A 21,175-nucleotide genomic window follows, 5' to 3' on the forward strand; every position below is an offset into this window, starting at 1 on the left:
GATAATGCGCGCTGCACACCGTCTGGAATCTCATCATGCGCGCACCGCACCTGCTTCATGGCCTGACCCTGGATAGCGAGCCGTGCGCGGGGCCCTACCCACCGCAGGGCTTCTGGCCGATCGCCGAAGGTGCGCTGGGCAACGGTGATCAGTTCGGTCTGTACTGGGCATTGGGTCGCGAGGCTGAGCCGCCCGTGGTCTGCGAAATGTTCCATGACGAAGGGCGCATGGTCTTCCGCCATTCCTCGCTGGATGTCTTCGCGCAGTGGCTCGATGCCGGTGGCGCGGAGGAAGACGACGATGAGGGCGGGGCGCCGCATGAGCACGCGGTCCCGGATGCGGAATCGCCATTGCCCTTGATCGAGCGCGCGCAGCTGCATGTGCAGGCCGCTGAGCCGGCCCAGGCAATCGGGCTGCTGGAAGATGCCTGCAGCCGCTTTCCGGAACTGCAGCGTGCGTGGGCCATGCTGGCAGGGCAGCAGATGCGCCTGGGCCAGCATGCGGAGGCGGTGGCGGCGGCACGCGCCGCCATTCTGGCAAACTGGGCGTTCGGCATTCCCGAGCCCGGTGTGCTGCGTATCCTGCGTACAGCCGATGCCAGCGGCGATCCCGTGCTGGCGATGGCCCAGCAGATGGGATTCGGCTTCGGTGGCGCCAAGACCAACCCGGACTATGCGCTGATGCAGGCGTGCATTGATCAGTGCTGGCAGGCGGGCGACACGCTGGCGGCACTGCGTGTGAGCCAGAACCGCTGCTACGTGTTGAGCAGCGAGACTGTTTCCTTCCAGCAGCGCGAAGGCTTCGACTTGGAGGCCTGGCAGCGCGACTTCGCCGCACGGTGCCAGACTGCGCTGCACGATGACCGGCAGCGCATGTAGATCCAGGCCATGGGGTCGGAGCCCTTTCCGTTGGGAAGGTATCCGACCCCGTTACGCGGAATCAGCGCGACATCGACTGCTGGGTCTGCATCTGTTCCTGGGTCTGCCGCTGCGACAGTTCGTTGTCCAGCGCCTGGCTCTGCCGCGTGCTGTCCTGCAGGTTCTGGTTCACCGCCTGCGACAGGTCGACGTAGGTGCGGTGCATGGCGGGATCGCCGAGCTGGCCCTGCACCGCGAACACGCCCTGGTTGTCCGGCCGCGCCAGCACGGTGTCGACCTGGCTCATGCCGGCCACCTTGGACTCGTAAGCCACCTGGCCAGCAGCATTCTCGAGCTGGTTGCGGTCATTGAACAGCGGCGACAGGCCGCCCTGGCGGCGCTGTTCTTCCAGCGCTTCCAGCTTTTCCACGACCTGCTGGTAACGCGGGTTGTCGGCGTGGCCCGGGCTGGCCATGGTCGGCTCGGCCGCTGCGCGTTCCTGTTCGGCCGCCTGCGCGTGCTGCTGGGTGGCTGCATCCAGCGCGCCCAGCGTGTCGCCGCCCGCCTTGCCGTCGACAGTGAGCTGGTGGTCGCGCTGGAACTGCTTGACCGCTTCCAGGGTGCCGGGGCCGAAATCGCCATCGGCCACCAGCGGCTTGCCGTCCTTGCCCAGGTAGCCCAGGTCGGACAGCTTCTGCTGCATGGCCTGCACCTCATCGCCCTTGCTGCCGTTGACCAGCACGCCGTTGCCGGCAGGCGTTCCGGGCGAACCGTGCGAGGGGGCATGGGTGGGAGTGATGCCGATCTGGGTCATGGCCCGGTCGAAGCGCTCATCGCGGCTGGCCACGGCGCCCGGCGCCTGGATGCCGTACTTGGTGGCATCGACGAAGTTCTGCACGTCGCCGCGGGTCGGCGGATTGCCGGCCTGGATGGTGCCGCCCTGCAGCTTTTCCGCGTTGCCGGCCAGATAGTTGATGAACTGCGGGCCCATGCTGCCGAACTGGTTGTCGTAGTCGGCCATGGCCAGCTGCAGTTCCGGGTTGGCCGCGATGGCATCGGCGGCGGCCGGGTTGGTGGCACGCACCTTGGCGATGGCGTCGTCGACGCGCTCGATGGCGCTGTCCAGCTTGGCGTTGGTGAGCTCGTCCATCTTCGCCTGCGGAATGGCCTGCAGCTTGGCGTCGAGCGCCGCCAGTTGCTGGGTGCTCAGCCCGCCCTGCTGCGACAGCAGTTCGATGTCACCGGCGGTGAAGCCGTTGTCGCGCAGGAAGCGCCGGGCCTGCGGGTTGCCGCCGACGTCGAACTGCACCAACCCGAACGAGTAGGTGCTGGCACCCTTCTGCGCGTATGCGAAGTGGTCCAGGTGGCGGGTATTGCCGCCCAGCTCGGTGTTGAGGAACAGCGTGGACAGCTGTTCGCGGGTAAGTGTGGAATCCGTTGCCATGGTCATGGTCCTTCAAAGAGGAAAAAAGAGCCGGGCGCGCCCGGCGGATCTCAGCCGGCGCAGTGCTGCTGGGTGAAGCCGAGCAGCTGGCGGGTGGCCTGGGCGCCGTAGGCGGCCGGTGCCGGCTCCAGCGCGAACTGGCCCACCATCTGGTTGCTGCACAGCTGCACGTTGCGCTTGCCGGCGGTGGTTTCCTGGGTGCAGTTGGCCGCCAGCAGGGCGTTGGGGCCGCCGCCCATGTTGGTGGCGGCGCTGCAGCCCAGCAGCCGGCCTTCCTGGCCGTTTTCGCCCAGCAGCGTGTTGAAGGCTGCCAGCTGGCTGTTGGGGTCGCGCAGGACCAGCGTGTCCACGCACTGCTTCTGGCCGTCGGGCGTTTCGCAGGCGTCCTGGTCGACCAGGCCGTCACGGGTGGCGGTCAGCACCTGGATGCGGTCGGCGAACACCTGCTGCAGGCACTGTGCGTCGCCGCACAGGTCGCGCGTGTGCTGGATCCAGCGCTGCTGCTCGGCCTGCAGCCTGGTCTGGCCTGCACTGTCCAGGGTGGCCTGTGCGGTGGCCAGGGCCTTGCCCAGGTCCGCGTCCAGGCCGGTCAGGGCCGGGTCCTTGCAGATCAGGGTCTGCGCCGGCGATGCGCCATCGGCACACGCGGTGCTGCCTGCGGGGGCGGCAGCCGGGGCGGTGGCGCCCTTGCCGTCGGCACCGGCCGCTTCGCTGGCCGCCGCCGGGGCGGTGGCCTGGGCGTCGCTGGACGGTGGGGTGCAGGCGGCCAGCAGGGCCACCCAGCACAGGGTCATCAGGGGCTTCAGGGCCCGGGTCATACGTTCACTGCTGCGCTGCATGTCGATCCTTTGATGTCTGCGTCCTGGCGCATGGCCTGCTGGCGGCAGGCATGGGGCGAACCATGGAACGGGGGCGCCGTGGCGGCCGCACGGAGCGGGCTGGGCACTGGAACACCTGCGGCGGGGGCCGCAGGGGGGGAAAGCGTAGCAAGCGACTTCGTAGGGCTCTGTGACAGGGCGCGCGGAACGCAGAACGGGCGCCCGAAGGCGCCCGTTCTGTGTAAATCCGTTGCGGGGGTCAGAGCCCTTTCCTGCGGAAAGGGATCCGACCCGCAGCCTTTGTAGAGCCACGCCATGCGTGGCTGCATCGGCACGATCAGTAGCGGTAGTGGTCCGGCTTGAACGGGCCCTGCACCGGCACGCCGATGTAATCGGCCTGTTCCTGGGTCAGGGTGGTCAGCTTCACACCGATCTTTTCCAGGTGCAGGCGGGCCACTTCTTCGTCCAGGTGCTTGGGCAGCAGGTAGACCTTCTTCTCGTAGCTGTCCTTGTTGGCCCACAGGTCGATCTGGGCCAGGGTCTGGTTGGCGAACGAGTTGGACATGACGAAGCTCGGGTGGCCGGTGGCGCAGCCCAGGTTCACCAGGCGGCCTTCGGCCAGCAGGAAGATCGCATTGCCGTTGGGGAAGATGTACTTGTCCACTTGCGGCTTGATGTTCACGTGCTTCACGCCCGGGAACGCCACCAGCGCATCGACCTGGATTTCGTTGTCGAAGTGGCCGATGTTGCAGACGATGGCCTGGTCCTTCATCGCGCTCAGGTGCTCGATGCGGATGATGTCCTTGTTGCCGGTGGTGGTGACGTACAGGTCGGCACGGCCCAGGGTCGATTCGATGGTGTTGACTTCGTAGCCTTCCATCGCCGCCTGCAGGGCGCAGATCGGGTCGATCTCGGTGACGATCACGCGTGCACCGTAGGCACGCAGCGAGGCGGCGCAGCCCTTGCCCACGTCGCCGTAGCCGCAGACCACGGCCACCTTGCCGGCCAGCATCACGTCCATCGCGCGCTTCAGGCCGTCGGCCAGCGATTCACGGCAGCCGTACAGGTTGTCGAACTTGCTCTTGGTGACCGAGTCGTTGACGTTGATCGCCGGGATCAGCAGGGTGCCGGCCTGGGCCAGCTGGTACAGGCGGTGCACGCCGGTGGTGGTCTCTTCGGAGACGCCCTTCCAGTCCTTCACCACGCGGCCCCAGTAACCCGGGCGCTCGGTGGCCACGCGCTTGAGCAGGTTCTTGATGACCTGCTCTTCGTGCGAGGACGAAGCGGTGTTGACCCAGTCGCTGCCGTTTTCCAGCTCGTAGCCCTTGTGGATCAGCAGGGTCACGTCACCGCCGTCGTCCACCACCAGTTCCGGACCGGTCAGGGTGCCGTCGGCCAGGGTGAAGGTCAGCGCGTCCAGGGTGCAGTCCCAGTACTCTTCCAGGGTTTCGCCCTTCCAGGCGAACACCGGGGTGCCGGTGGCGGCGATGGCCGCGGCGGCGTGGTCCTGGGTGGAGAAGATGTTGCACGAGGCCCAGCGCACATCGGCGCCGATGTCCTTCAGGGTTTCGATCAGCACCGCGGTCTGGATGGTCATGTGCAGCGAACCGGTCACGCGCACGCCCTTCAGCGGCAGGCTGGTGGCGTGCTTGCGGCGGATCGACATCAGGCCCGGCATTTCATGCTCGGCGATGTCCAGTTCCTTGCGGCCCCAGTCGGCCAGGGTGATGTCGCGGATCTTGTAGTCGCCTTCGGTGGAGAAGGTCTTGGCAACAGCGTTCATGCAGTAGCTCCGGTTGTGGACGAGCGGGTGCTCGTATCTAGCCGGGCGCCGTTGTTACAAAGCCACCTTACCGAGCCTGGCCGGGCCTCATGGGTTCCGGTCGCAGCGCCCCTCGGCAGGGGAGAACGCCCAGTATATCGCGGCCCCCAACCATCGGCAGATGGGGGCCGTGGCGCTGCCTGTTAAGGTCGGGGTCTTCACGCACCGAAACAGGAAGAACGATGAGCAAGCACGCGCGCCGCCAGCGGCGCTGGACCGGTCTGGTCCTGTCGATGGCCCTGCTGGCCGTAGCGCCGCTGGCCTGGTCGGCCGGTACCGTGCCGGCCGCCACCGCCCAGGCCGCCACCGGCTACGAACTGCCGTCGGCCGCGCTGCAGGCGGTGGTGGACGCGCCGCGTGCGCCCACGCTGTCGCTGTCGCCGCGCCGCGACGTGGCCGCGCTGATGCAGATGCCGTCGCTGCCGTCGATCCAGGTGGTGGCGCAGCCGGAACTGAAGCTGGCCGGCGTGCGCATCAACCCGCGTACCTTCTCTGACAGCCGTTTCAGCTTCGGCCAGAAGCTGTGGCTGATGAACGTGGCCGATGGCAAGGAGCGGCAGATCAGCGGCCTGCCGGCGCAGTTGTCGATTGCCGGCCTGTCCTGGTCGCCCGACCAGAAGTGGCTGGCCTTCAACCAGGTGGACGCGGCCAGCGGTGCCAACGAACTGTGGCTGGTGGACGTGGCCGCTGGCAGCGCCCGCCGCCTGCAGGCCGGTCTGAACACGGTGTTTGGCGAGGGCTACCAGTGGCTGCCTGACAGCCGTGGGCTGATCGTCATGACCCGCGTGGCAGGCGCAGGTGATCCGCCGCCGGCCGATGGCGTGCCCACCGGCCCGGCCGTGCAGCAGACGGGCAAGAGCAGCGGCGTGGTGTCCATCCGCACCTACCAGGACCTGCTGAAGAACGAGGCCGACGCGCGCCTGTTCGACTACTACGCCAAGGCCCAGCCGATGCAGGTCGGCCTGGACGGGCAGACCCGCGCGCTGGGTGCGGCGGGCATCTACCTGGACTTCAGCGTATCGCCTGACGGCAACTACCTGCTCAGCCAGCGCGTGCAGCGTCCGTATTCCTATGTGGTGCCGGTGGGCAGCTTCCCACGCCGCATTGAAGTGCTGGACCGCAATGGCCAGCTGGCCCATACCGTGGCCGTGCGGCCGCTGGTGGAAGGCCTGCCTACCGGCAACGATGCCGAAGTGACCGGCGTGCGTGACATCAGCTGGCGCGCCGACGCCGGCGCCACCCTGGTCTGGGCCGAGGCGCAGGACGGCGGCGATCCGAACCGCGAAGCGAAGGTGCGCGATGCGGTGTTCATGCAGGCCGCGCCGTTCGACAAGCCGCCGGTGACCCTGGCCCAGCTGGGTAGCCGTTTCGCCGGCATCACCTGGGGCCGTGGCGACCTGGCCCTGCTCAATGAGTCGTGGTGGAAGACCCGCAACAGCAAGACCTGGCGCATCGCCCCGGACGATGCCGCGCAGGCGCCGCAGCTGCTGTGGGACCGCGATGCGCAGGATCGCTACAACGATCCGGGCCGTGCCGGCGTGGTACGCGATGTGAACGGTCGCGCGCGCCTGCAGACCACCGCCGATGGCCGCAGCATCTTCCTGTACGGGCAGGGCGCTTCGCCGGAAGGCGACCGTCCGTTCGTGGACCGTTTCGACATCGAAAGCCGCCAGGCCACGCGCCTGTTCCATTCGCAGGCGCCGGCCTATTCGCTGCCGGTTGCGCTGCTGGACCAGGAAGGCACGTCGTTGCTGCTGACCCGCGAAAGCCCCGACGAGCCCGCCAACTACCAGGTGCAGTCGCTGGCCGATGGCAGTGCCGCGCCGCGCGCGCTGACCCACTTCGCCCACCCGCTGCCGCAGCTGAAGGGCGTGCAGAAGGAGCAGATCCGCTACAAGCGTGCCGACGGCGTGGACCTGACCGCCACGCTGCTGCTGCCGCCGGGCTACGACCCCAAGCGCGATGGGCCGCGCCCGCTGCTGATGTGGGCCTACCCGGGTGAGTTCAAGAGTGCCGCCGCGGCCAGCCAGGTGACCGATTCGCCGTACCGCTTCAACGCGGTCAGCTACTGGGGCCCGCAGGCGTTCCTGGCCAAGGGCTACGTGGTGCTGGCCAGCCCGACCATGCCGATCATCGGCGAGGGCGACAAGGAACCCAACGACACCTACATCGAACAGCTGGTGGCCAACGCGCAGGCCGCGGTGGACGAAGTGGTGCGCCGTGGCGTGACCGATCGTGACCACATCGCCATCGGTGGCCATTCCTACGGTGCGTTCATGACCGCCAACCTGCTGGCCCATACGCGCCTGTTCAAGGCCGGCATCGCCCGCAGCGGCGCCTACAACCGCACGCTCACCCCGTTTGGTTTCCAGGCCGAGGAACGCAACTACTGGCAGGCGCAGGACGTCTACCAGAAGATGTCGCCGTTCAATTACGCCGGTGACATCAAGGACCCGATCCTGTTCATCCACGGTGTGGACGACAACAACTCCGGCACGTTCCCGATCCAGAGCGAGCGCATGTTCGCAGCGGTGAAGGGCTTGGGCGGCACCGCGCGGCTGGTGATGCTGCCCAACGAATCGCATGCCTACCGCGCACGCGAATCGATCATGACCATGCTGGCCGAAAGCGAGCGCTGGCTGGAACAGACCCTGGGCCCGGTGCCGCAGGGCAAGGCGAAGAAGAAGCGCTGAGGCGTGTGTGATGGCGGCCCCTGCAACGGGGGCCGCCGGGGTAGAGTCGACCGTTGGTCGACTATCGCGCGCAGCGCGGGATTTCGGCAGTCGACCAACGGTCGACTCTACCCCGTCGGTATTTCCGCGATTGGTGTATCCGTAGCCGGACGATACGTGCAGATGAAACCATTTTCGCGCCGCAGCAACGGCGGCGAACTGGGGTAGGCTTGGCGACGGATCATGCCCAGAGGTTCGTGCGTCGCCGATGAACGAGTACCGCAGCAGCATCGAATTCGCTTCCCCCGATCTTCCGCTTCGCGATGATGTGCGCCGGCTGGGCGCACTGGTTGGCGATCTGCTGGTGGAACAAGTCTCCGCGGCGTTCCTCGATGATGTGGAGGATGTGCGCACCCGCGCCATCGCCCGCCGCGAGAACCAGGCGCCGCTGGCCGAACTGGCGCAGGGCCTGGCCGGGCGCACGCCGCAGCAGGCCGAAACCATGGTGCGTGCGTTCAGTACCTACTTCCAGGTGGTGAACATTGCCGAGCGCGTGCACCGCATCCGCCGCCGACGCGATTACCAGCGTGCCGGTACCGCCGCGCCGCAGCCTGACGGTCTGCAGGACGCGCTGCAGCACCTGAAAGCGCAGGGCGTGAGCCTGGACGAACTGGCACAGTGGTTGCCGCGCATCGACATCGAACCGGTGTTCACCGCCCATCCCACCGAAGCGGTGCGCCGCGCGCTGCTGGAAAAAGAACAGTTGATGGTGGCCAGCCTGGTGGACAACCTGGATGGCCAGCGCACGCCCGGTGAAGCCGCCGCCGACGCCGCGCGCTTCCGCATGGCGCTGACCGCTTCATGGCAGACCACCGATTCATCGCCGGTGCGGCCCACCGTGGATGACGAACGCGAACACGTGGGTTTCTATCTGGTGCAGGTGCTGTACCGGGTGATCCCGGTGCTGTACGAATCGCTGCAGCAGGCGCTGCGCGATACCTATGGGCAGGAACTGCCGCTGCCGCGCCTGCTGCGCTTCGGCACCTGGGTGGGCGGTGACATGGACGGCAATCCCAACGTGGATGCCGGCACCATCCGCAACACCTTGGATGCGCAGCGACAGGCGGTGCTGGGCCGTTACCAGAAGGAACTGCTGCAGCTGGCCAGCCTGCTCAGCCAGTCCACCGAGCGGGTGGGGGTGAGCGAGGCGCTGCAGGCGCGCGTGGCGCAGTACCAGCAGCAGTTGCCGCAGGTGCAGTCGCGGCCACGCCATGCCGACATGCCGTACCGTCTGCTCAACGACCGCATGCGTGCGCGCCTGCAGGCCACGCTGGACGATGCGCACGGTGCCTATGCCGGCCCGGATGAACTGATCGACGATCTGCAGCTGATCCTGGACAGCCTGCGTGGCAACCGCGGCGAGCATGCCGGTGGCTTTGCGGTGCAGCGACTGCTGTGGCGGGTGAAGACTTTTGGCTTCCATCTGGCGCGGCTGGACGTGCGCCAGGAATCGAGCGTGCATGCGCGCGCGCTGGCGGCGGTGCTGGGCGGTGAGGAGGCATGGCAGGCGCTGGACGCGCTGGGCCGGGCGCGGTTGCTGGGCCCGCACGCCAGCGGCGAAACACCGTTGCCGGGCGGCAGCGATGAAGGCAACGCGCGCCTGGATGCCGTGTTCGCGGCGCTGGCCGATGCCCGCGCACGCCACGGTGCCGATGCCTTGGGCAGCTACATCATTTCCATGGCGCATGACCGCAGCGACGTGCTGGCCGTGCTGGCGCTGGCGCGGCGCGGCGGCCTGGTCGATGACGAGGGCGCGGTGCCACTGGATATCGCCCCGCTGTTCGAAACCGTGGACGATCTGAAGCGCGGCACCGCCACCCTGCGCGACCTGCTGGCCGACCCGGTGTATCGCGCGCACCTGCGCGCACGGGGCGATGTGCAGATGGTGATGCTGGGTTATTCGGACAGCAGCAAGGACGGCGGCATCGCGGCATCGCGCTGGGGCCTGCAGCGCGCCCAGGTAGAACTGCTGGAAGTGGCCGCCGAACATTCCATTGGGCTGACCTTCTTCCACGGCCGTGGCGGCTCGATCAGCCGCGGCGGTGGCAAGACGACCCATGCGGTGGATGCTTCGCCGCGTGGCAGCATCGATGGCCGCCTGCGGGTGACGGAGCAGGGCGAGGTGATCCACCGCAAGTACGGCATCCGCGCGCTGGCCTTGCGCTCGCTGGAACAGTCCACCGGCGCGGTGCTGCGCGCCAGCCTGCGCCCGCGTGCGGCCGAGCCACGCGAAGACGACTGGCGGCCGGTGATGGACCAGGTGGCTGCCGCCAGCAGCGAGGTCTATCGGGCATTCGTGGGCCAACCGCAGTTCATGGACTACTTCCGCACCGCCACGCCGATCGATGTGATCGAGCGGATGACGCTGGGCTCGCGGCCCTCGCGGCGGCTCGGCCAGGACGCGGCGCTGGGCAACCTGCGGGCGATTCCCTGGGTGTTCGCCTGGAGCCAGGCGCGGGCGGTCATTCCCGGCTGGTATGGCGTGGGCAGTGGCCTGCAGGCGGCTGTGGATGCCGGCCATGAGCAGAGGCTGCGGGACATGGCGCGCGACTGGCCATTCTTCCGCACCTTCCTGGATGACATCGCCATGGTGTTGTCCAAGGGCGATATCACCATTGCCGAGCAGTTCTCGCTGCTGTCCGGCGATCTGCACGGGCGGTTCTTCCCGCAGGTGCAGCGCGAGCTTGAACTGACCCGGCACTGGCTGCTGGCGCTGCTGGGCCAGAAGACGCTGCTGGACCACGATGCGCGGCTGGCGCTGTCGATCCGCCTGCGCAACCCCTACGTGGATCCGATCAGCGTGCTGCAGGTGGACCTGCTGCAGCGCTGGCGCGCCAGCGGGCGCGAGGATGACGATCTGCTGCGCGCGCTGGTGGCGTGCGTGAACGGCGTTTCGCAGGGCGTGCAGAACACCGGTTGATCGTCTGCATCCGCCGGGTGTGGCCCGGCGCTACCGGCCCCGGCGGGTTCGGGGCTTGCCGCGCCCGCCTCAATCTTGCGGCGACGGCGGGTTAGCAACGGTAGAGTCGAGCTTGCTCGACTGACGCAGAACACAGTCGAGCAAGCTCGACTCTACTCTGGAGAGGGCGGGTTCGATGCCAGCAGTTCCAGATGCCGCTGCTCCATTTCCTGGCGCAGCTGACGGCGGATGAGTGCAGCGGCGTGGCGGCGGCGCTCGTCGCTGTTCTCCAGCTGCAGCGGCGGCACGGCGGTCGGCTTGCCGGCCTCGTCCACGGCCACCATGGTGAAGAAGCAGCTGTTGGCGTGGCGCACGCTGCGCTTGAGGATGTCCTCGGCCACCACCTTCACGCCGATTTCCATCGACGAGGTGCCGGTGTAGTTCACCGAGGCCAGGAAGGTGACCAGTTCACCCACCGCGATGGGCTGGCGGAACATCACCTGGTCCACCGACAGGGTGACCACGTAGCTGCCGGCGTAGCGGCTGGCGCAGGCGTAGGCCACCTGGTCGAGCAGGCGCAGGATGGCGCCGCCGTGGACCTTGCCGGAAAAATTGGCCATGTCCGGCGACATCAGCACGGTCATGGACAGCTGGTGGGATTTGAGTTCGGTCGACATGGCCCGATTGTATCGGGCATGGACCGCGTAGAGTCGAGCTTGCTCGACTGCCGTAGCCAGGAGCAGTCGAGCAAGCTCGACTCTACAGAAAGCAGAAGGGCCGCTTGCGCGGCCCTTCTTTTACGTTAGCCGACTAACAGCCGGCTCTACCCGCCGGCTTTACTTCAGCTTGGCGTCGGCGCGCAGGGCGGCGGCGCGGTCGGTCTTCTCCCAGGAGAAGGCCGTGGCGTTGACGGTCTCGCCTTCGCCGTTGAGGTAGCTGAACTCCTTGGGCTTGCGGCCGAAGTGGCCGTAGGCCGCAGTCTGCTGGTACATCGGGTGGATCAGGTCCAGCATCTTGATGATGCCGTACGGGCGCAGGTCGAAGTGCTTGCGGATCAGCTTCTCGATCTTGTCGTCGCTGATCTTGCCGGTGCCGAAGGTGGTGACCGAAATCGAGGTCGGCTCAGCCACGCCGATGGCGTAGGAGACCTGCACTTCGCAACGGTCGGCCAGGCCGGCGGCAACCACGTTCTTGGCGACGTAGCGGGCCGCGTAGGCAGCCGAACGGTCGACCTTGGACGGATCCTTGCCGGAGAACGCGCCACCACCGTGACGGGCCCAGCCGCCGTAGGTGTCGACGATGATCTTGCGGCCGGTCAGGCCGCAGTCGCCCACCGGGCCACCGATCTCGAACTTGCCGGTCGGGTTGATGTGGAACTTGGTGCCCTTGTGCAGCCACTTGGCCGGCAGCACCGGCTTGATGATCTCTTCGCGGACGGCCTCGATCAGGTCCTTCTGCTTGATGCCCGGGGCATGCTGGGTCGACAGCACGACCGCATCGATGGCCGAGACTTCGCCGTTTTCATAGCGCAGGGTGACCTGACTCTTGGCATCCGGGCGCAGCCAGGACAGCGGCGAGTTGCGCTTCTTGCGGATCTTGGCCTGCTGTTCCACCAGGCGGTGCGACAGGTGGATGGCCGCCGGCATGTAGCTGTCGGTTTCGTTGGTGGCGTAGCCGAACATCAGGCCCTGGTCGCCAGCGCCCATTTCTTCGGGCTTCTTGCGGTCCACGCCCTGGGCGATGTGCGGCGACTGCTTGCCGATCAGGTTCAGCACGCCGCAGGTGGCGCCGTCGAAGCCGACGTCCGAGCTGTCATAGCCGATGTCCGTGATGACCTTGCGGGTCAGCGCTTCCAGGTCGATCCACGCGCTGGTGGTGATTTCACCGGCGACGATGGCAACGCCGGTCTTGACCATGGTTTCGCAGGCCACGCGGGCGCGCTGGTCCTGGGTCAGGATCGCGTCCAGCACCGCATCGGAGATCTGGTCGGCAACCTTGTCCGGATGGCCTTCGGAGACCGACTCGGAGGTGAAGAGATAGCTGGACATCAGGCGGTATATCCCTTGATTCGGATGGAAAGATGGGCGCGCATGATACACGGGGTGCGCCGCCTGTGCATTGTGAACCCAGACAGGTTGCCGGTGGTTAAGGCGGTGTGCCCGTCTTCACGGGCCCTGCGGGGTGCAAGTGCCTGATGTTGCAGGGCCAGTGTTCCATCTGCGTGACCATTGGCGGGCCGCTCGGGCGGGGGGATGCGCGGGGCGGGGTCGTCATTTTTCTGCCGCCAAACCGCCATCTGCCTGCCTTGGCCGGGGCGCAGGCTCTGCGCCAATCCGGCCGCCGGGCACCCGCGAGCACGCCATGCAGGAACTGCAGCAGCGCCTCCAGCAACGCTTCCCCGAATGGTTCCATGGCCGCCGGGGGCAGCTTGCCCGGCCCCTGCTGCGCGGTATCGGTCGCTGGTCGCGGCTGGACCGCATCGAGGCCTTCCTGCAGCGCAGCGAAGGTTTGCGCGGCTTCGACTTCGTCGCCGCCAGCCTGGATTTCCTGGGCAGCCCCTACCAGCTGGAAGCCGGCGCACTGGAGCGCATTCCGGCGCAGGGGCGGCTGCTGATCGTGGCCAACCACCCGTCCGGGGCGCTGGACGCGCTGGCCCTGCTGGACGCGGTGGGCCGGGTGCGGCGCGATGTCCGCATCGTGGCCAACGACCTGCTGGGCGCGCTGGCGCCGCTGCAGGACCTGCTGCTGCCGGTGCGCATGCTGGGCGGCAAGGTGCAGCGCGCCAGCCTGCTGGCGGTGGAACAGGCGCTGGCTGCCGAACAGTGCGTGATCGTGTTCCCCGCCGGTGAAGTGTCGCGGCTGTCGGTGCATGGCATCCGCGATGGGCGCTGGCAGCGCGGCTTCGTCCGTTTCGCCCGCGCATCGTCGGCGCCGGTGCTGCCGGTGCGGGTGCAGGCGCGCAATTCACTGCTGTTCTACAGCGCCTCGGCCTTGTTCAAGCCGGCCGGCACCGCCTTGCTGGCGCGCGAGATGTTCGCCCGCCGCGGGCGCCCGTTGCGGCTGCAGATCGGCCAGCCGATGCAGCTGGCCCACGGTGATGCCAGCGCCCAGCTGCTGGCGGTACGGCGCGCGCTGTACGCCCTGCGCTGCGGCGACGCGGCCGCGCCGGCGCAGGAACCGCTGGCCGCACCGCTGCCGCCGGCCGAGGTGGCCAGGGCGGTGGCGGCGGCCCAGCAACTGGGCCAGACCGGTGACGGCAAGCAGATCCTGCTGGCGCGCTGCGCAGCGGGTTGCCCGCTGCTGCTGGAACTGGGGCGCCTGCGCGAACTGACCTTCCGCCGCGTGGGCGAGGGCACCGGTCGTGCGCGCGATCTGGACGCGTTCGATCTGGACTACCAGCACATCGTGATCTGGGATGCGGTGGCGCAGCGCATTGCCGGTGCCTACCGCATCATGCGCGGCGCCCAGGCGCTGGCCCGCCGCGGTCTGGGCGGCCTCTACAGCGCTTCGCTGTTCCGCTATTCCGACGATGCCATTCCGCGCATCGCCGAAGGGCTGGAGCTGGGCCGCAGCTTCGTGGTGCCCGATTACTGGGGCAGCCGCAGCCTGGATTATCTGTGGCAGGGCATCGGTGCCTACCTGCAGTGCCAGCCGGGCATCCGCTACCTGTTCGGCGCGGTGTCCATCAGTGCGGCATTGCCGCGCGATGCGCGCGAACAGCTGGTGGCCTACTACCAGCATTACCACGGTGGCGCGCAGGGCCTGGTCGAATCGCATCGCCCGTTCCAGTACTTCGCCGCGCCGCCCAGCTACGGTGAACTGGACGCAGCTGCAGCCTTCGACGTGCTGAAGGCCAACCTGGCCGCGCTGGGAACGGTGGTGCCGACGTTGTACCGGCAATACACCGAGCTGTGCGAACCCGGTGGTGCCCGCTTCCTGGCCTTCGGCGTCGATCCGGATTTCAGCGATTCCATCGACGGCTTGATCGAGGTGGACCTGCAGGCGATCCGGCCACACAAGCGCAAGCGCTACCTGCGCGATGCGGGGGCGGTGGCATGAGCGGGGTGGCGCCGCTGCCGCCGCGCCATCGGGCCGTGTTCGTGTCTGACGTGCACCTGGGCTCGCCGCATTGCCATGCCGCAGAACTGGCGGGCTTCCTGGGCCGGTTGCGCTGTGAGCGGCTGTACCTGGTGGGCGACATCATCGACCTGTGGTGGATGGCCCACCGCAGCGCGCGCTGGCGGCAGTCACACAGCGATGTGGTGCAGGCCCTGCACGCGCTGCGCAGGGCAGGCACCGACATCATCTACATTCCCGGCAACCACGATGCCTCGCTGCGCCAGGTCTGCGGCATGATGCTGCCGGCCATGCAGGTGCGCCGGCGCGCCATACATGTGACCGCCGATGGCCGCCGCCTGCTGGTGGTGCACGGCGACGACTACGACGGCGTCACCCACTTCGGCGGCCTGCAGGAGCGCTTCGGTGATTGGCTGTACTACCGCATCCTGACCGGCAACCGCCTGTTCAACGCGGTACGTCGCCCGCTGGGACTGCGTTACTGGTCGTTGTCCGAGTTCCTGAAGCGGCGCAGCAGTGCCGCCGAGCGTTACATCCAGCGCTTCGTGCAGGCCGGCCTGGACGATGTGCGCCGGCGGGGGCTGGACGGGATTGTCTGCGGGCACATCCATCGCGCGGCGCTGATCGAACGCGGTGGCCTGGTCTATGCCAACGATGGTGACTGGGTGGAAAGCCTGACCGCGCTGGCCGAAGACCATGACGGCGCCTTGCGCCTGCTCGACCACACCGGCCGGACCCTGGTCGAGCTGCCAGGCGCACGCATGCGACAGGCCGCCTGATGCCGCGCGAGGGGTATAGTCGACTGTCAGTCGACTATCGCGCGCAGCGCGGGATTTTCGCGGTATGACGGAAGAGCAGTCGACTGACAGTCGACTCTACCGTCGTTTCGCCGTTCCGCCGTTCCGCCGTTCCGCCGTTCCGCCGTACGTCGACCCTGCGCGCGCCTTCGCGCTAGCATCGCGGCATGGACTCATTGACCCAGATCGTACTTGGTGGCGCGGTAGCTGCTGCCATCGCGCCGCCCGGCCATCGCCGCGCGGCCCTGTTGGCTGGCGCGGCGCTGGGCACTCTGCCGGACCTGGACGCGCTCTGGCTTGGCTTCACCGCCAGCGACCCGGTGGCGAACATGGTCGAGCACCGCAGCTTCAGCCACTCGCTGCTGGTACTGCCCTGGGTGGCCGCCGCGATCTGGTGGCTGTTCAAACGCTTCGGCCATGGGCGCGTGGCACAGTCGCCAGTGCGCTGGTTCTGGGCCATCCAGCTGGCGCTGGTGACCCATCCGCTGCTGGACGCGTTCACTGTCTACGGCACGCAGTTGTGGTGGCCGCTGCAGCCGCATCCTGCCATGGGCTCCAGTGTGTTCATCATCGACCCGGCCTACACCGTGTGGCTGCTGCTGGGCTGCGTGCTGGCCTGGTTCGGTCGCGCGCGGCCCTGGGCCGGCAAGGTGCTGGGCGTGGCGCTGCTGGTCAGCAGTGCCTACCTGGGCTGGGGGCTGGTGGCCAAGGCGCAGGTGGACAAGGCCGCGCAGCAGAGCCTGGCCGCGATGGGCCTGGGCGATGCGCCGCGCTTCTCGGTGCCGATGCCGTTCAACACCCTGCTGTGGCGGGTGGTGGCGATGACGCCCAATGGCTACGTGGTGGGTGATCGTTCGCTGTTGGCCGACAGCGGCCCGATGCAGTTCGAAGGGCATGCCTCGAACGTGCAGGCGCTGCGCGAGGCCGCGCACGTACCTGCGGTGCAGCGCCTGCAGTGGTTCAATCGCGGTTTCATGCGCGCGCAGGTGGTGGATGGCACGCTGGTGCTGAGCGATCTGCGCATGGGCCTGGAGCCGGACTACACCTTCAACTTCGCCGTGGCCCGCCAGGCCGACGGACAGTGGCAGCCGATCGTGCCCGAGCAGCGCCGCACCGATTACAGCAGCCCGCAGGCGCGGGCCGCGATGAAGAGTCGGTTGGCAGTGATGTGGCAGCGCATCTGGCACACCGAGTAGATCCACGCCATGCGTGGATGGGTGCTCAATACACCGTGGCGCGGCCCTGCACGAACGAATAGAAGAACACCGCGTTGGGATCGTTCTGCACCAGCCGGAACTCGCGGCGCATGCCTTCCACGGTCTCCTCATCCACCGCACCGGCCTGCAGCAGCTGGTCGGCGGCCGACAGCAGCAACTGTTCCCAGAACGCGATCATGGTCTTGCGGCGCGCCGGTTCGCGGTTGTCCAGGTGGATGGTCTTGATTTCGGTATGCACGTCGCGGAAGCCGCCGGCCAGCAGCAGGTTGCCCAGCTTGGCGCCGACGAACGGGTCGCCGCCGTGGTCGTATTGGAAGTCGTTGAAGGCCATCCAGTAACGCCAGATGTGCGGCGAATACGGATCGAGCAGGAACGAGGCATTCATCACTTCAGTGATGTACACCGGCGAACCCGGCGCCAGCACGCGGCGGACTTCGCTCGATACGCGGGCCGGCGAAGGCACGTGCTCCAGCACCCAGCACAGGAAGGCCGAATCGAAGCTGCGCGCCTCGAACGGCAGTTCACCGGCATCGGCCTGCTGCAGGGTGTAGCGGTCGCTGCACCAGGGCGTGCGCGCCAGGTTCTCGCGCGCCGTGGCCAGCTGGGCCTCGCTCAGGTCCACGCCGGTCACGTGCAGGTCGGGGAAACGGCGCAGCAGGATCTCGGTCTGCGCGCCCACGCCGCTGCCCACTTCCAGCAGGCGGCGGGCGCCGCTGTAGTCGATCTGGCCGAAGATGCTTGATTCCAGCAGGCGTGCCTGGGTCATCAGGCGCTGCTGTTCGGTGCCGGAAAAACCGTGCAGGTAGGTGGGGGAAGAGATCGGCGGGGTCATGGCGGGCTCGTGTGGCGGTCGAGTTTGCTTGGGAGCGTCGAGCTTGCTCGAAGCAGGGTGCGTAGAGTCGAGCTTGCTCGACTGTTTTGAAAATCAGTCGAGCAAGCTCGACTCTACAAGTGCGGTGGTCGAGCACGCTCGACGTTGCGAATGGGCTGGCGGTCAGGCGGCTGTGGGCATGGCCGGCTCCCCGGCGATCAGGCGGTCGAAATACTCGGCCGTCAGTGCGATCTGGCTGGCCGGGTCTTCGGCGCGGTTCACCACGGCGCGGAAGGCGGCATTTTCCGGGCGGTCCTTGGCGTACCAGCCCAGGTGCTTGCGGGCGATGCGCACGCCCTGCGGTTCACCGTAGAACGCGTGCAGTGCATGCAGATGGCCCAGCAGGATGTCGCGCACTTCGGCCAGCGACGGCGGCGGCAGTTCCTGGCCTGTGGCCAGATAGTGCGCCACTTCGCGGAAGATCCACGGCCGGCCCTGCGCGGAACGGCCGATCATCACCGCGTCCACCCCGGTCTGCTGCAACACCTGCGCGGCCTTCTGCGGCGAATCGATATCGCCATTGGCGATGACCGGAATGCGCAGCGCGGCCTTGATCTCGGCAATGGTGCTGTATTCGGCCTGGCCGGTGTAATGCTGGTCGCGGGTGCGGCCATGCACCGCCAGCGCGGCAATGCCACTGTCCTCGGCAATGCGCGCAATCAGCGGACCATTGCGGTGGTCGCAGTCCCAGCCGGTGCGGATCTTCAGCGTGACCGGCACCGGCACCGCGTTCACCACCGCTTCCAGGATGCGGGCTACCAACGCCTCGTCGCGCATCAGCGCGGAACCGGCCCAGGCATTGCATACCTTCTTGGCCGGGCAGCCCATGTTGATGTCGATGATCTGCGCGCCGTGGTCGACGTTGTAGCGAGCCGCCTCGGCCAGCTGCTGCGGCTCGGTGCCGGCAATCTGCACACTGATGGGGGCCGGCTCGCCGTCATGGTCCATGCGGTGGATCGACTTGCGCGTGTTCCAGAAGCGCGGGTCGCTGATGGTCATTTCCGAGGCGGCCAGACCCGCACCCAGCCGTTTGCACAGCAGGCGGAACGGTTTGTCGGTGACGCCGGCCATGGGCGCCAGCACGACGTTGGGGGCAATGGTGTACGGGCCGATCTGCATGTGCCCATTGTAGGGCGCGGGCGGGACGAAGGCCCGCTGCCAGGGGCGCCCATTCAGGCCGATCCGGACCGAGGTCATGCCGCACGGGAATCAGCAGATGCTTGACGGTTGCTTACACCGCCCCAAGGGCTGGGCCATGGTGGGCGGCGGACACAAAAAACCCCGGGCATTTGCCTGCCCGGGGTTCTCATTCACGCATGGCGTGGATTTACACGTCAGCCGGGGTGAAGCGCGGCATGGCCGCGGCAGCGCCTTCCTTTTCGGTGGAACGGCCGGCGAACTGGTTGGCGAAACGCACGTGGCGGGCGAACGGGGCGTCCGGCACCTGGGCGATCGAGGCGGCCAGTGCGCCGTTGAACGCATCGCCGGCACCGGTGGTGTCGATCGCCTGCACCTGTTCGGCACCCACGCGGTAGTAGGGCTGGGTATCGCCGCGCAGCTGCTCGTCGGCATGCGACACGAACACACCCACCGCACCCAGGGTGACCACCACGGTGCCGTTGCCCACCAGCTTGCGGCACAGCGCATGCAGGCTGGCGCCGTCCAGTGCGGCCACATCGTCGGCGTCCACGCGCTCGCCTACGTGGCGGCCGAGCAGGGCGGCGAACTCGGTCTCGTTCGGGGTGATCACATCGGCCAGCTTCAGCAGGCCGATGCTCGAGGGGGCGTCGGCCGGGGCCGCGTTGAGCACGGTGGTCACACCGGCTTCGCGGGCCGCAGCCAGCGCTGCTTCGATGGTCTGCACCGGCGATTCCAGCTGCACCAGCACCACCTTGGCGCCGGCCAGCAGGGCCTGCTGCTGCTGCAGGAAGTCGGTGCTGAGGGCGGCATTGGCGCCGGGGCCGATCACGATGGTGTTGCGGCCACGGGCATCGACGTAGATGCCGGCGGTGCCGGTCGGCTCGGCGCTGGCCTCGGCGATCAGGGCGAAGCCGTCCTGCGCGGCCAGGTCACGGGCCATGGCGCCGCCGGCGTCGTCGCCCAGCGCGCACAGGAAGTGCGTGTCGGCACCGGCACGGCTGGCCGCAACCGCCTGGTTGAAGCCCTTGCCACCGGGGCCGGTGCTGTAACGGCCGGCAATGGTCGCACCCGGTGCCGGCAGTGCTTCGCACCGCCACACGTGATCGACATTGAAGGAACCGACGACAACGACACTGCTGCTCATAGGGAATCTTTTCTCAAACAGGGGTTCAGCTGAAATGGGTCAGCACGCCGGCGATGGTGGCCGTCATGAAGGTAGCGATGGTACCGCCCAGCACCGCGCGCAGGCCGAACTTGGCCAGATCGTGGCGACGTTCCGGGGCCAGGCCACCAATGCCACCGATCTGGATGGCGATCGAGCTGAAGTTGGCAAAGCCACACAGCGCATAGGTCGCGATCAGGCGGCCTTCGTCGGACAGGCTCACGCCGGCCACCTGGCCGTTTACGATCTGCGACAGCTCGGTGTAGGCCACGAACTCGTTGATCACGACTTTCTGGCCGATCAGCGAGCCCACCGTGGTGGCGTCGGCCCACGGGGTGCCGATCACCCAGGCAATCGGCGCCAGCACGTAGCCGAAGATGGTGGACAGGTTGGTCGGCTTGCCGATGGCGGCAGCCAGGCCGGTCACATCACCGATCCAGGTCAGCGGGGCATTCAGCAGGGCGATCAGGGCGATGAAGGCCAGCAGCATGGCGCCGATGTTCAGGGCCAGCTTCAGGCCATCGCCGGCGCCGGCAGCAGCGGCGTCGATGATGTTGCTGGAGGTCTTCTCCACTTCCATCTTCACCGTGCCGCGGGTCAGCGGGGTACCGGTTTCCGGAATCAACAGCTTGGCCACCACCAGGGTGGCCGGCGCGGCCATGATGCTGGCGGCCAGCAGGTGCTTGGCGTAGAACGCCTGCTGCACCGGGTCGCCACCGCCCAGCATGCCCACGTAGGCCGCCAGCACGCCGCCGGCGATGTGGGCCATGCCGCCGATCATCATGGTCAGCAGCTCGGACTGGGTCATCTTCGGAATGTACGGGCGCACGGTCAGCGGCGCCTCGGTCTGGCCGATGAAGACGCTGGCGCAGACGCTGGTGGTTTCCGCGCCGGACACGCGCATCACCTTGGTGATCGACCAGGCCATCACGCGCACGATGCCCTGCATGATGTTCAGGTGGTACATCACGCCCATCAGCGCCGAGAAGAAGATGATGGTCGGCAGCACCTGGAAGGCGAAGATGAAGCCGTAATTCTTGGTGTCCATCAACGAGCCGAAGATGAAGCCCGAGCCTTCGTTGACGAAGCTCAGCACCTTCACGAAGCCCTTGCCCAGAGCATCGAACACGTCACGGCCGCCCGGCACCAGGATCACCAGCGCCGCGAACGCGATCTGCAGGGTGATGCCGGTGACGACCAGTTTCCAGTCCACCGCGCGCTTGTTGTTGGAAAACAGCCAGGTGATGCCGATCAGCACCGCCAACCCGAACAGGCCGAAGCCGATCCTGCCCAAACCTTCGACCATGTGGTGACTCCCCTGGGGCGTCGCGAAAAACGG

Annotated in this window: 15 protein-coding genes and 1 riboswitch; of the genes, 6 read left to right on the forward strand and 9 right to left on the reverse strand. The window is 67.6% G+C overall.

All coding sequences use genetic code 11. The features are described 5' to 3' along the window. Positions 1-35: 35 nt before the first annotated feature. Complete coding sequence (locus tag C1932_RS03520; RefSeq protein ID WP_108761255.1) at positions 36-878, forward strand: tetratricopeptide repeat protein; 843 nt, start codon at positions 36-38, stop codon at positions 876-878. A gap of 61 nt (positions 879-939) precedes the next feature. Here the strand turns inward: C1932_RS03520 and C1932_RS03525 are convergent, their stop codons facing one another. The 3 genes from C1932_RS03525 to ahcY form a co-directional block, all read right to left on the reverse strand. After that, complete coding sequence (locus C1932_RS03525) at positions 940-2,301, reverse strand: peptidoglycan-binding domain-containing protein (protein WP_234412292.1); 1,362 nt, start codon at positions 2,299-2,301, stop codon at positions 940-942. Between the two features lie 50 nt (positions 2,302-2,351). Further along, positions 2,352-3,119, reverse strand: coding sequence for a lysozyme inhibitor LprI family protein (locus C1932_RS03530; RefSeq protein WP_234412293.1), 768 nt, complete (start codon positions 3,117-3,119; stop codon positions 2,352-2,354). Between the two features lie 337 nt (positions 3,120-3,456). Then, a complete protein-coding gene (gene ahcY, locus C1932_RS03535) occupies positions 3,457-4,902 on the reverse strand; it encodes an adenosylhomocysteinase (protein WP_108761257.1) in 1,446 nt (481 codons plus the stop codon). 36 nt (positions 4,903-4,938) lie between these two features. Then, positions 4,939-5,022, reverse strand: a riboswitch (S-adenosyl-L-homocysteine riboswitch). A 101-nt stretch (positions 5,023-5,123) separates the two neighbouring features. On the opposite strand from ahcY, the gene C1932_RS03540 reads away from it, so the two are divergent. Then, complete coding sequence (locus C1932_RS03540) at positions 5,124-7,634, forward strand: prolyl oligopeptidase family serine peptidase (protein ID WP_108761258.1); 2,511 nt, start codon at positions 5,124-5,126, stop codon at positions 7,632-7,634. A 247-nt stretch (positions 7,635-7,881) separates the two neighbouring features. Continuing rightward, a complete protein-coding gene (gene ppc, locus C1932_RS03545) occupies positions 7,882-10,593 on the forward strand; it encodes a phosphoenolpyruvate carboxylase (RefSeq protein ID WP_108761259.1) in 2,712 nt (903 codons plus the stop codon). A gap of 152 nt (positions 10,594-10,745) precedes the next feature. Here the strand turns inward: ppc and C1932_RS03550 are convergent, their stop codons facing one another. Continuing rightward, entirely contained in the window at positions 10,746-11,249 is a 504-nt protein-coding gene (locus C1932_RS03550) for an acyl-CoA thioesterase (RefSeq protein ID WP_108761260.1), read from the reverse strand. 159 nt (positions 11,250-11,408) lie between these two features. Beyond that, positions 11,409-12,620, reverse strand: a complete 1,212-nt coding sequence (gene metK, locus C1932_RS03555) for a methionine adenosyltransferase (protein WP_108748558.1) — start codon at positions 12,618-12,620, stop codon at positions 11,409-11,411. 313 nt (positions 12,621-12,933) lie between these two features. On the opposite strand from metK, the gene C1932_RS03560 reads away from it, so the two are divergent. The 3 genes from C1932_RS03560 to C1932_RS03570 all read left to right on the forward strand — a co-directional run bounded on the left by C1932_RS03560 (position 12,934) and on the right by C1932_RS03570 (position 16,642). Next, entirely contained in the window at positions 12,934-14,631 is a 1,698-nt protein-coding gene (locus C1932_RS03560) for a GNAT family N-acyltransferase (RefSeq protein ID WP_108761261.1), read from the forward strand. Next, on the forward strand, positions 14,628-15,428 hold the full coding sequence (locus C1932_RS03565; protein WP_108761262.1) for a UDP-2,3-diacylglucosamine diphosphatase: 801 nt from the start codon (positions 14,628-14,630) through the stop codon (positions 15,426-15,428). Before C1932_RS03560 ends, C1932_RS03565 begins: the two co-directional genes overlap by 4 nt. Positions 15,429-15,613: 185 nt before the next feature. Then, positions 15,614-16,642, forward strand: a complete 1,029-nt coding sequence (locus C1932_RS03570) for a metal-dependent hydrolase (protein ID WP_108761263.1) — start codon at positions 15,614-15,616, stop codon at positions 16,640-16,642. Positions 16,643-16,667: 25 nt separating this feature from the next. Here C1932_RS03570 and C1932_RS03575 read toward each other — a convergent pair whose 3' ends face one another. The 4 genes from C1932_RS03575 to C1932_RS03590 all read right to left on the reverse strand — a co-directional run bounded on the left by C1932_RS03575 (position 16,668) and on the right by C1932_RS03590 (position 21,142). Further along, a complete protein-coding gene (locus C1932_RS03575; protein ID WP_108761264.1) occupies positions 16,668-17,495 on the reverse strand; it encodes a class I SAM-dependent methyltransferase in 828 nt (275 codons plus the stop codon). Positions 17,496-17,657: 162 nt separating this feature from the next. Beyond that, positions 17,658-18,653, reverse strand: a complete 996-nt coding sequence (gene dusB, locus C1932_RS03580) for a tRNA dihydrouridine synthase DusB (RefSeq protein WP_108757641.1) — start codon at positions 18,651-18,653, stop codon at positions 17,658-17,660. 208 nt (positions 18,654-18,861) lie between these two features. Further along, the gene (locus C1932_RS03585; RefSeq protein ID WP_108752205.1) at positions 18,862-19,818 is read right to left on the reverse strand and encodes a ribokinase; all 957 of its coding nucleotides are present in this window, start codon (positions 19,816-19,818) and stop codon (positions 18,862-18,864) included. Between the two features lie 25 nt (positions 19,819-19,843). Beyond that, entirely contained in the window at positions 19,844-21,142 is a 1,299-nt protein-coding gene (locus tag C1932_RS03590; RefSeq protein WP_108748564.1) for a nucleoside transporter C-terminal domain-containing protein, read from the reverse strand. Between the last annotated feature and the right edge of the window lie 33 nt (positions 21,143-21,175).

The sequence above is a fragment of the Stenotrophomonas sp. YAU14D1_LEIMI4_1 genome (genome assembly GCF_003086815.1).
Classification (GTDB): domain Bacteria; phylum Pseudomonadota; class Gammaproteobacteria; order Xanthomonadales; family Xanthomonadaceae; genus Stenotrophomonas.